Source organism: Ruegeria sp. BHSB196, from assembly GCF_059613135.1.
On sequence record NZ_JBXWRY010000023.1, the window covers coordinates 59,225 to 70,515 of the forward strand.

Consider the following 11,291-nt stretch of genomic DNA (forward strand, 5'->3'; position numbering starts at 1 on the left):
CCGTTCGATGGCGTGTTGCGGTCTCTATTCCGCCGCGTCCACCCGTCGGGGCAGAACCCAATCCGGACGCGGGAAATGGCAGGTATAGCCATTGGGGATCCGCTCCAGGTAATCCTGATGTTCCGGTTCGGCTTCCCAGAAATCGCCGACCGGCTCCACTTCGGTGACGACCTTGCCGGGCCACAATCCGCTTGCGTCCACATCGGCAATCGTGTCCAGTGCGATCTGCTTCTGCTCATCATCCACGAAATAGATCGCCGAACGATAGCTCATGCCGATGTCGTTGCCCTGGCGATTCGGCGTCGTGGGATCGTGGATCTGAAAGAAGAACTCCAGCAGGCGGCGGTACGAGATCCGGTCGGGGTCGAACCAGATCTCGATGCCTTCCGCATGGGTTCCGTGGTTGCGGTAGGTGGCGTTGGGTACGTCGCCGCCGGTATAGCCCACACGGGTCCGCAGGACACCCGGGAGTTTCCGGATCAGATCCTGCATTCCCCAAAAGCAACCGCCGGCCAGCACGGCACGATGTTCGGTCATTCTGCGTCCTCCACGTGGTGCAAATAGTCTCCGTACCCCTCGGCCTCCATGTCGTCGCGATGCACAAAGCGCAGCGCGGCCGAGTTGATGCAATAGCGTAGCCCCCCATGGTGCAGCGGTCCATCCGGAAAGACATGGCCCAGATGGCTGTCGCCGTGTTTCGAGCGTACTTCGGTCCGGATCATGCCCAGGCTGCGATCCTCGAGTTCCTCGATATGCGCGGGCTCGATGGGTTTGGTGAAGCTGGGCCAGCCGCAGCCCGATTCATACTTGTGCGTGGACGCGAACAGCGGTTCGCCGGATACGATGTCCACATAGATCCCCGGTTCCTTGTTGTTGAGGTGTTTGCCAGTGCCGGGGCGCTCGGTTCCATTGCGCTGCGTGACGTGGAACTCCTCGGGAGAAAGCGCGGCGATGGCATCTGGGCACTTTTTGTAGCGTGTCATGGCACCTCCTGTGCATAATGCGTCAGCGCAGTAGATGGGGTGCCCGGCCGGAAAGCAAAGCCATGTTTCATTCCCCTCTCGCAGACGTGCAGGTGATCCGAAAGATAGCCCCGGGCGTATTCTTCGGAAAGGGAGGTCATGATGGCTCGTATTCTGATTCTTGCTCTTCTTCTGGCCGTCGGAAAGATCGCGCAGGCGGCTCCGGTTTCAGGCGAGTTCGACTCGATTGACGGCGGCACCTTGTCGTTGACGGAGTGGCGCGGTGGTCCCGTTCTCGTCGTGAACACGGCCTCTCAATGCGGCTTCACCGGCCAGTACGCGGCGATGCAACAGGTCTATGACACCTACCGCGCACGCGGACTGGTGGTTCTGGCCGTGCCTTCGGACGATTTCAATCAGGAACTGGACAGCGCGGCCGAGGTAAAGGAATTCTGCGAACTCAACTATGATCTGACCTTGCCGATGACCGACATCACATCCGTCAAAGGCGCGAATGCGCATGACTTCTTCAAGGCGGTGAAGGCGCAGACCGGGTTCGAACCGCAGTGGAATTTCAACAAAGTCCTGCTCGGGCCGGATGGGTCCGTCGTGGCCACCTTCGGTTCGACGACGCGACCGGATTCGCGCAAGCTGCTGAAACAGATCGAGGCCCTGCTGCCTTAGGCCGGCTTTGGCGCAGGCTGCCGGGACAGTTGAACCGCGAGGATGCCGATGGTCGTGACGGCCACGCCGATGGCATCCAAGGGGCCGACACGCTCACCCAGCAGAGCGGCGGCAATGGCGACGCCGAAGACCGGGTTCAAAAAGTGGAAGGTCGCCGCGCGGATCGCCCCGATGCGGTTGAGCAGCAGGAACCAGACGAGCGTTGCGGTCAGGCCGGGGATCAAGGTGGTATAGGCGAAAGCCAAAGCCAGCGGCAGCGTCGGGTTGATCCGAATCGTCTCGAACACAGGGGCGGCGGCGAACAGCACTGCCGAGCCCACCAGCATCTGCAATCCCACCACCATCATGAAGTTTCCGCCCGACGTCGCGCCCCGCACGGCGAGGGTGGCAAAAGTCAGCGCCAGGGCGCCGATGCCGCAAAGGGCGACCCCGAACTGGTCCACGCCGGCCGTGATCCGGGCGCCCATGATCAGGGCGACTCCGGCAAATCCGGCAACGAGCCCCAGGATGCCCAGCGGGCGCAGTGTTTCCCGAAACAGGATCCAGCTGGCCAGCGCCACCAAAAGCGGCATGGTCGACGCGATGATCGCGGCGACCGATGCCTCGACGGTCTGCATCGCATAGAAATTCAGACCCAGATAAAGGGCGTTCTGGCAGATGCCGAACAGGATGGTCGCGTACCACTGCGATCCGGTCAGGTGCCAGCTCTGGCCCATGAGCCGGGCGATCCACACGCCGAGCAGGCCCGAGATGAGAAACCGAAGGGCCAGCGAAAACAGGGGCGATGCATCGGTGACGATGATCCGGGCCGAGGTGAAGGCCGAAGACCACATGAATGCAAAGGCCAACCCCATGGCGATTGCGCGCAAGTCCACGACCTATCCCCCTCTGACGACTTCCGGGACTGTTTCCGATTTTTTGGCGCCCCGCAAGAAGCTGAATCCAGCCGTTCCCGGCGCGCAAAAAGAAAGGGCCGCTCAAACGCGGCCCTTTCCGAATCCGAATGTGGCCCGGATCAGCTGTTCACGCTGTCCTTCAGTGCCTTGGCGATGGTCATCTTGACCACCTTGTCGGCTTCCTTGGTAAAGGTCTCGCCGGTGGCGGGGTTGCGCACCTGACGCTCCGGGCGCTCGCGGCAATAGATCTTGCCGACGCCCGGCAGGGTGACGGCGCCGCCGGCGGACACTTCACGGGTGATCACACCGGTGATGGCCTCAAGCGCGGCGTTGGCGGATTTCTTGTCTGTTCCCATTTCCTCAGCGAGAGCAGCAACCAACTGAGTTTTGGTCATAGGCTTTGCCATTTCTTGGTCTCCTTGCAGTGCCCGATCCATAGGGCCTCATCGCGTAACTCTAACGGCATATTGTGGGGGAACACAACGAATAGTAGCGTAGAAATACCCAAAAATATGGGGATTTCGTTGCTTTTTTGCTTCAGAGAAACGCGGTTTCGTCGAAAGACCGCAATTTCCGGCTGTGCAAACGCTCCAAAGGCATTCCTCTGAGCATCTCCATTGCCCGGATTCCGATGGCCAGATGGCGGCTCACCTGGGTCTTATAGAACGCCGAGGCCATGCCCGGAAGCTTTAATTCGCCGTGCAGGGGCTTGTCCGAAACGCACAGCAACGTGCCATAGGGCACGCGAAACCGATACCCGTTCGCGGCGATGGTGGCGCTTTCCATGTCCAGCGCGATGGCGCGCGACTGGCTGAGCCGCTGCACCGGGCCGGAATGCTCGCGCAACTCCCAGTTCCGGTTGTCGACGGATGCGACCGTGCCCGTTCGCATGATGCGCTTGAGTTCATAGCCTTCGAGCTCGGTCACTTCGGCCACCGCGTTTTCCAGCGCGATCTGGATTTCCGCCAGTGGCGGAATCGGTACCCAGACCGGAAGGTCGTCGTCCAGCACCTTGTCCTCGCGCAGATAGGCGTGGGCCAGAACGAAATCCCCCAGCGCCTGCGTGTTCCGCAGCCCGGCGCAATGCCCCACCATCAGCCAGGCATGCGGGCGCAGCACCGCGATGTGGTCGGTCGCCGTCTTGGCATTGGACGGACCGACGCCGATATTGACCAGCGTGATGCCCGAACCGTCCTCGCGCTTCAGGTGATAGGTGGGCATCTGCGGCAGCTTCAGCGGCGTTTCGATGGGTGTGTCAGGATCGGAGATCTCGACATTGCCGGTGGACACGAACCGCGTGTATCCGCTGTCCGGATCGGCGAGTTGCGCCCGGGCGTAGGCTTCGAACTCAGAAACATAGAACTGGTAGTTGGTAAACAGAACGTGGTTCTGGAAATGCTCCGGGTCGGTCGCGGTATAATGCGCCAATCGCGCCAGTGAATAGTCGATCCTCTGCGCGGTGAACAAGGCCAGCGGTCCGGTGCCGTTCTCCGGGGCATGAACGCCATTGACGATGTCGTCGTTGGTCGTGGATAGATCCGGCACGTCAAAGACATCGCGAAGCGTGAATCCGGCGGCACCCTGATGCGGCACCACCAGTTCGTGGTTGTTCGCGACCGCGAAATGCACCGGGATCGGCGTATCGGACGGCCCGATCGTCACCGGTTGGCCGTGATTGCGGATCAGCAAGGCAATCTGTTGCGTCAGGTAGGATCGGAACAGGTCCGGGCGCGTTACCGTCGTCGCGTGGACGCCGGGTTCGGACACATGGCCAAAGCTCAGCCGGCTGTCCACCTGGGCATAAGAGGTCGTTCGGATGCGGATTTCGGGATAGAACGCGCGGTATCGCTCCGACGGGGCGCCCTGGCGCAGGGCGCAGGCAAAGCTGTCGCACAGGAACTGGGTCGCCTGCGCATACAGCTCTTCCAGCCGCGCGACGGCGGCTTCCGGGTCGGTGAAGGAGGCTGGGGCAAGGGAGTCGGGCGTTCTTGTTCTTGTCATTCCAACGTTTCCAGAAGGTCGATCTTTTCAAAGGTACGGACATCCACCAGGCCCAGATCCGAAATCCGAAGCTCGGGGATGACGACCAGGGCCAATAGCGAGTGCTGCATGTATGCGTTGTTGAGATCGCATCCGCAGTCCTGCATCGCCTGGACCATCGCCTGCGCCTTGGCGGCGACCTCGGCGGCCGGGCTGTCCGACATGAGGCCGGCGATCGGCAACTCGACCAGGGCCAATTCCTGGCCGTCCCTGTAGATCGTGACTCCGCCGCCGACCTCGGCCAACCGGTTCGCCGCCAGCGCCATCTGCGCGCGGTCGGTACCCACGACGATCATGTGGTGGCTGTCATGCGCCACGGTCGAAGCCATCGCCATCCGCCCCTCGTAGCCAAAGCCGGACACAAAGGCGTTGGTGACTCCGCCCGTGCCGCGGTGGCGTTCGACCAACGCGATCTGGCAGATGTCGCCGTCGCCTTCGACCAGCCCTCCGATCACAGGCAGATCAGCCTTGAGAGCCTTTGTCGGAGCCTGATTTTCGACCACACCGATCACGTTCGCGCGGACGTGGTTCGCGCCTTGGGGGGCATGGATCTCGAAATCGGCCGCGGTCAGTTCATGGCCGAGCTTCACCGTGTTGCGCGCCCGTTCGGGCCACGCGAAATGCGGGCAGTCCACGGTGATCGCGCCGTTTTCGGCCACCACCTGCCCGCGCGCGATGACCATCTCGACCGGCAATTCGGTCAGGTCCGAGCTCAGGATCACGTCCGCCCGGCGTCCTGGCGCGATCGAGCCGATTTCACGCTCCAACCCGAAATGGGTCGCCGTGTTGATCGTCGCCATCTGCAGCGCGATCAACGGGTCACAGCCACAGGCGATGGCATGGCGCACGACGCGGTTCATGTGGCCCTCGTTGACCAGCGTGCCGGAATGGCAGTCATCGGTGCACAGGATGAAGTTGCGCGGGTCCAACCCCTTTTCGGTGACGGCGGTGATCTGGCTTTCCACGTCGTACCAGGCCGAGCCCAGCCGCATCATCGACCGCATCCCCTGCCGCACGCGGGCGATGGCGTCGGCCTCGCAGGTGCCTTCGTGGTCGTCGGCCGGCCCGCCGGCAACATAGGCGGCGAAATCAGACCCTAAATCAGGCGAAGCGTAATGTCCGCCCACGGTCTTCCCGGCCCGCTGGGTGGCGGCGATTTCGGCCAGCATCTTGGGGTCGGCGTTGATCACGCCGGGAAAGTTCATCATCTCGCCCAGCCCGATGATGCCGGGCCAGGTCATAGCCTCGGCCACGTCAGCCGGCGTGATCTCGTATCCGGTGGTTTCCAGCCCCGGCGCCGACGGGGCGCAGGACGGCATCTGGGTGAAGATGTTGACCGGCTGCATCAGCGCTTCGTCATGCATCATCCGCACCCCGTCCAGCCCCAGCACATTGGCGATCTCATGCGGGTCGGTGAACATCGACGTGGTGCCATGCGGGATCACCGCGCGGGCGAACTCGGCCGGTGTCAGCATCCCCGATTCGATATGCATGTGGGCATCGCAAAGACCGGGAATCATGTAGCGGCCCCGTGCCTCGATGATCCGGGTGCCGGGTCCGATGCAATGCGAGGCGTCGGGGCCGACAAATGCGATTCTCCCCTCGGCAATGGCGATGGAGTGATTTGGCAGGGCTTCGCGGCTGTGGACATTGACCCAGATGCCGTTACGGATGACCATGTCCGCGGCATCGCGTCCGGCGGCAACGGCAATCAGGCGGGGGGCGACATCGGGCCAGCTTGGGAATGGTACGTGTTCCATGGCTCAACTTTCCCGAATGTGCAGGCAGGCGCAACCCCCGGCGTGCGGCATCCGTGAGACATTCGTGGCGCGCGCCTTGACCGGCGGTTCGGCACGGCTAAAGCTTCGGTCATGGATTATGAATCGACGGATGCCGACACGTTCGGCCGCTCGCTGCGCGGTATGGGGCTGAACCTGCTCGTGCGGGACGTGAAGGCGGAATGCGCCTTTTTAGAGACTGTTTTTGGCATGAAATGCCACCAGGCCACCGCGGATTTCGCAATCGTCACCTATGGAGATGAGGTGTTCCAACTTCACGCCGATGGCACCTATCATTCCAACCCGCTGCTTGGTCTTTTGCCCGAGACGCCCCCGCGCGGCGCAGGCGCGGAAATCCGCCTTTTCGACACCGATCCGGATGCGGCGGTGGAGATCGCGAAATCGGCGGGTGCAACGATTCTGCAAGCGGCGACCGACAAGCCGCATGGTCTGCGCGAAGCCTATATCCTCTGCGAGAACGGCTATGCCTGGGTGCCCAGTCGGCCGAAGGATGCAACCTGATCCCGCGGCGATCGGTGCATCAGTCAGAAGTGTCCGCGGCGATTTCGGACCGGATCCAATCGGCGAACGCCAGAGCGCCCGGCATCTGCTCGGCCTGGGGGGACAGCAACAGGTAATACGCCTCGGGCATCGGCGCGCGATGTTCGAACGGCGCCACCAGCCGCCCGTCCTGCAAAAGCCGCAACGCGATCGTGTCATGAGCCAGGCACAGCCCCCCGCCGGCCATCGCCACCGAAAGCCCCACCATATAGGTCGTGGCATAGGTTATCGGTGGGTCGGGCCAGTCCAGCCCCTGATCCTCGGCCCAGCTTGCCCAGTTCGACAACAGGTTCGAGCAGTCATAGAGAGGCTGGCCGGCAAGGTTGTCGAGTGTCACCGGATAGCCGGGTGCACACACGGGGTAGCAACAATCGGTTTTCAGAAGCTCGGTCCGCACAGTGTCCGCGGGCCTTAGCGAGTATCGGATTTCCACCGCCGCACCCTCGGCCATTTCGCGCGGTTCCCACAACTCGGTGAAGATGCTCAGCGGAACATCCGGATGCAGCGCGCGGAACGCGGGCAAGCGCGGCCCCAGCCAGTTCACCGCAAAGGTGATGTTGCACTGCACCTGAACGGTGTTCTGCGGAGTCCCCGTCACGGCTTGCGTCCCGCGCACCAGCGTTCGGAACGCGTCCCGGACGACCGGCAAATAGGTGATTCCGGCCTCGGTCAGTTCTAGCGCCTTGGGCCTGCGATGAAACAGTCGCTGGCCCAGATACCCTTCCAGCGACTTGATCTGCTGGCTCACCGCGCTTTGCGTCATGTTGAGATCGCGCGCGGCGCCGGTAAAGGACAGATGCCGCGCGGCCGCTTCGAAGGTTCTGAGCCAGCCCAGTGGCGGAAGCGAAGTCTGCATGATCATAATCTTGCCATTAGCTTAGCTAATGGGAAACCGGAAAATTTTTCGTTGGTGAAATTTCCGAAGTGGATGCAGGTTTTTTGGAACGGGAACTGCCATCATGGCAAGGAGATCGGAAATGAGTGTCGCCAACCTGCGCCCGAACATCGACCACTGGCAAGAACGCGTCGACATGGCGGCGGCGTTTCGGTGGACCGAACGGCTCAACATGCATGAGGGCGTGGCGAACCATTTCAGCCTTGCGGTAAACGATGACGGCACCCGGTTCCTGATGAATCCGAACCAGATGCATTTCAAACGCATCCGGGCGTCGGACCTTCTGTTGCTCGACGCAAACGACCCCGACACGATGAAGATGCCGGGCGCTCCTGACCCGACCGCCTGGGGCCTGCATGGCTCGATCCACCGGCGCTGCCCGCACGCGCGCTGCGTCATGCATGTGCATTCGATCTTCGCCACTGTCCTGGCCTCGCTTGCCGACAGCACCTTGCCGCCGATCGACCAGAACACGGCGACCTTCTACAACCGCTACGTCATCGACGAGCAATTCGGCGGGCTCGCCTTTGAAAGCGAAGGCGAACGCTGCGCCTCGATGCTCTCCGATCCCAAGAAGAAGGTCATGATCATGGGCAATCATGGCGTGCTGGTGATCGGCAGCGACACCGCGGATGCCCTGAACAGGCTCTATTACTTCGAGCGCGCCGCGGAAACCTACATCCGCGCATTGCAGACCGGTCAGAAGCTGCGCGTGCTGTCGCACGAGATCGCCGAAAGGACCGCGCAGGAACTCGAAGACTATCCAGGCCAGGCCGAGGCTCACATGCGCGAGATCAAAGCCATCCTCGATGCCGAAGGGTCCGACTACGCCAGTTGACCTGGCGCACGGAAACTGGCGCAGTCTGACGCAAAAGGATCACGCCCATGACGGAAACCGCACAAGATCCCGAAGCCGCCCGCTGGAACTATCGCCCCGAAGGCCCGGTCGGCCTGAACCCTCTGTTCGACTGGCCGCCGCGCCCGTCGGCGGTGCTCAAATGGTACAGCGGCGCCTGGCTGCAAATCACGTCGCTGACCCTGTGCCTTGCACTGGCGGTGATCGCCTATGCGGTCTTCCTGCCGCCGCTGGACGCCATGCAGACCTTCGCGCCGGGCTGGATGTTCCGTGTCTGGCTGCTGAACATGGTGCCGCAGATCCTTGTGGCCGGCAGCCTGCACTGGTGGCTCTTTCTGCGCAAGGGGCAGGGAACCTACAAGAAATTCGACCGCCGCGATCTGATCCGTGACAACGGCACCTTCACGTTCCGCAACCAGGTCTGGGACAATATCTGGTGGACGCTCGGCAGCGCGATGACTGTGGCGACGCTCTATCAATGGGTGATCTACTGGGCGATGGCCAATGCCTATGTGCCTACGGTCACTTGGGCCAGCGCGCTGGTCTGGTTCGTGGTCTGGATGTTCTTCATCCCGATGTGGTCGGGGCTGCACTTCTATTGGGTGCACAGGCTGGAACATCACCCGAAACTCTACAAGCACGTGCATGCCGTGCATCACCGCAACGTCAATACCGGGCCGTGGTCGGGCATCTCGAACCATTGGTTCGAGAACTTCCTGTACTTCACGACCTACTTCATCCACCTCATCGTGCCGTCGCATCCGTTGCACCTGCTGTTTCACGCCTATTTCCAACAGATCAGCCCGGTCCTGTCCCATTCCGGCTTCGAAAAATTGAAGGCCGGCGATACCGAGGCCGCGCGGGCAGGGGACTTCTTTCACCAGCTGCATCACCGGTATTTCGAATGCAACTACGGTACGTCCGAGATACCGTTCGACAAGTGGTTCGGCACCTACCACGACGGGTCGGCCGAGGCGACGGCGCGGACACGCGCCTTCAAAAAGCAGATGTATACCTGAGCCGGACCGGTTCGGGCCACGGCCCGGCGGTCAAGTGTTGACCGCCCGCAGCGATCTGGGCGTTGCGCCAAACTCGGCGCCGAAAGCGCGGGTCAGCGCGCTGGGGTCTTCATAGCCGGAGCGCAATGCGATCTCGGCGATGGACAGGTCGGTTTCGGTCACGAGCTTGCGCGCCAGGTTGAGCCGCAGGCGGCGATAGACCCGCGCCGGGCTGGCCCCCAGATCCGCGCGCATGCGCGCCTCCAGCACTTTCTGCGACCGGCCGACCCGGCGGGCGATTTCGGGAATCGACAGCGGAGATTCCAGATGCTCCTGCATTAGCGCCAAGGCGCGGTTGACGAATGCGCTGGCCGACCCGGCCCCGCCAGCGTGCGACCGCGCGGAATCGCGGGTCATGAACAGCTGTGCCACCTCCAGCGCCAAGGCCTGTCCCTGGTCCAGCCCGATCAGATGCATGATCAGGTCAAATGCCGCCATCGCACCGGAACATGTGATGCGGTTGCCATCGATCACAAAGCGTTCGCGGCAGGTCTCGACCTCGGGGAAACGTTCGGAGAACCCGGTCAATTCCTCCCAATGGATCGTGGCGCGGTGGCCGTCCAGAAGCCCGGCCTCAGCCAGCAGCCAGCTGCCGGTATCCATCCCTGCCAATCGGCGGAACCTGCCTGCCGCCGCGCGCAGGCTCGTTTGCGTCCTCCACCCGCCGTGTTCGCGAAACCCATAGGACGGCATGACCACCAGCATGTCGCCCGACACGTTGCCGAGCCTGTCGTGGGGCGAAACCTGAAGTCCGGAAGAAGAGGTCACGGGTTCGAGCGCAAGCGACAGGAATTGCCAACGGTACAGCGATTGCCCCGACAAGGTGTTCGCCGCGCGCAGCGGCTCGACCGTGTTCGCAAGGCAGTGGTTGGAGAACCCGTCGAACAGCAAGACGCCGATCTGCTGCGATGCCAAGGGGGATTTTGTCCAGAACTGCATGTCCAGGTTCTAATTCTGCATGATCGCCACGGCAAGCCCGGTCAGGATAATCGCAACCCGGCTTGGAGACGTGAAATGCAATACGGCCTGTCCGACGAACAGGAAATGATCGCCTCGACCGTGCGAAGCTTTGTCGAGAACGAGATCTATCCTCACGAAGATCTGGTGGAGCGCACCGGCGAAGTGCCAAAAGAGATCGCCGACGAGATCAAGCGCAAGACCATCGAACTGGGGTTCTATGCCTGCAACTTTCCCGAAAGCGTCGGTTGCGCGGGCCTGAACCATCTGGAATTTGCGCTGGTCGAACGGGAGTTGGGGCGCGGATCGATGGCGCTCAACCATTTCTTCGGAAGGCCGCAGAACATCCTGATGGCCTGCGAGGGCGAGCAGGTCGAACGCTATCTGATGCCGGCGGTGCGGGGCGAGCGCATGGACGCGCTGGCCATGACCGAACCCAGCGCGGGATCGGATGTGCGCGGAATGAAATGCGCCGCCGTGCGGGACGGTGGCGATTGGGTGGTCAACGGCACCAAGCATTTCATCTCGGGCGCCGATCATGCGGATTTCCTGATCGTGTTCATAGCAACCGGTGAGGATCAGACTCCGAAGGGTCCCAAGAAAC

General features: G+C 62.2%; 13 protein-coding genes. 5 read left to right on the forward strand and 8 right to left on the reverse strand.

Features of this window, described 5'->3' with window-relative positions; translation table 11 throughout:
• Positions 1–24: 24 nt before the first annotated feature.
• Entirely contained in the window at positions 25–537 is a 513-nt protein-coding gene (gene msrA, locus AC2FNJ_RS12735) for a peptide-methionine (S)-S-oxide reductase MsrA (protein WP_496764679.1), read from the reverse strand.
• Positions 534–983: a peptide-methionine (R)-S-oxide reductase MsrB gene (msrB, locus tag AC2FNJ_RS12740; protein WP_496764680.1), complete on the reverse strand. Its 450-nt coding sequence runs from the start codon at positions 981–983 to the stop codon at positions 534–536. Before msrB ends, msrA begins: the two co-directional genes overlap by 4 nt.
• A gap of 141 nt (positions 984–1,124) precedes the next feature.
• Here msrB and AC2FNJ_RS12745 point away from each other — a divergent pair, with 141 nt between their 5' ends.
• Complete coding sequence (locus AC2FNJ_RS12745; protein WP_496764682.1) at positions 1,125–1,646, forward strand: glutathione peroxidase; 522 nt, start codon at positions 1,125–1,127, stop codon at positions 1,644–1,646.
• Here the strand turns inward: AC2FNJ_RS12745 and AC2FNJ_RS12750 are convergent.
• From AC2FNJ_RS12750 to ade, 4 genes are all read right to left on the reverse strand, one after another.
• Positions 1,643–2,521, reverse strand: a complete 879-nt coding sequence (locus AC2FNJ_RS12750; RefSeq protein ID WP_496764684.1) for a DMT family transporter — start codon at positions 2,519–2,521, stop codon at positions 1,643–1,645. The genes AC2FNJ_RS12745 and AC2FNJ_RS12750 overlap by 4 nt on opposite strands.
• Before the next feature lie 140 nt (positions 2,522–2,661).
• Entirely contained in the window at positions 2,662–2,949 is a 288-nt protein-coding gene (locus tag AC2FNJ_RS12755; RefSeq protein ID WP_496764704.1) for an HU family DNA-binding protein, read from the reverse strand.
• 130 nt (positions 2,950–3,079) lie between these two features.
• Positions 3,080–4,543, reverse strand: a complete 1,464-nt coding sequence (locus AC2FNJ_RS12760) for an AMP nucleosidase (RefSeq protein ID WP_496764685.1) — start codon at positions 4,541–4,543, stop codon at positions 3,080–3,082.
• Positions 4,540–6,342, reverse strand: coding sequence for an adenine deaminase (ade, locus tag AC2FNJ_RS12765; protein WP_496764687.1), 1,803 nt, complete (start codon positions 6,340–6,342; stop codon positions 4,540–4,542). Before ade ends, AC2FNJ_RS12760 begins: the two co-directional genes overlap by 4 nt.
• Positions 6,343–6,453: 111 nt before the next feature.
• Here ade and AC2FNJ_RS12770 point away from each other — a divergent pair, with 111 nt between their 5' ends.
• The gene (locus AC2FNJ_RS12770) at positions 6,454–6,882 is read left to right on the forward strand and encodes a VOC family protein (protein WP_496764689.1); all 429 of its coding nucleotides are present in this window, start codon (positions 6,454–6,456) and stop codon (positions 6,880–6,882) included.
• Positions 6,883–6,901: 19 nt separating this feature from the next.
• On the opposite strand, the gene AC2FNJ_RS12775 is transcribed toward AC2FNJ_RS12770, so the two are convergent.
• Complete coding sequence (locus AC2FNJ_RS12775; RefSeq protein ID WP_496764691.1) at positions 6,902–7,777, reverse strand: LysR family transcriptional regulator; 876 nt, start codon at positions 7,775–7,777, stop codon at positions 6,902–6,904.
• Between the two features lie 121 nt (positions 7,778–7,898).
• Between AC2FNJ_RS12775 and AC2FNJ_RS12780 the strand changes: the two genes are divergently transcribed.
• Positions 7,899–8,654: a class II aldolase and adducin N-terminal domain-containing protein gene (locus AC2FNJ_RS12780; RefSeq protein ID WP_496764693.1), complete on the forward strand. Its 756-nt coding sequence runs from the start codon at positions 7,899–7,901 to the stop codon at positions 8,652–8,654.
• Between the two features lie 47 nt (positions 8,655–8,701).
• Positions 8,702–9,691, forward strand: coding sequence for a sterol desaturase family protein (locus AC2FNJ_RS12785; protein ID WP_496764695.1), 990 nt, complete (start codon positions 8,702–8,704; stop codon positions 9,689–9,691).
• A gap of 30 nt (positions 9,692–9,721) precedes the next feature.
• On the opposite strand, the gene AC2FNJ_RS12790 is transcribed toward AC2FNJ_RS12785, so the two are convergent.
• Positions 9,722–10,669 (reverse strand): GlxA family transcriptional regulator, encoded by a 948-nt coding sequence (locus AC2FNJ_RS12790; RefSeq protein WP_496764697.1) that lies wholly within the window; start codon positions 10,667–10,669, stop codon positions 9,722–9,724.
• Between the two features lie 75 nt (positions 10,670–10,744).
• Here AC2FNJ_RS12790 and AC2FNJ_RS12795 point away from each other — a divergent pair.
• Positions 10,745–11,291, forward strand: a 547-nt coding sequence (locus tag AC2FNJ_RS12795; RefSeq protein WP_496764699.1) for an acyl-CoA dehydrogenase family protein, incomplete at its 3' end; no start/stop codon positions are given.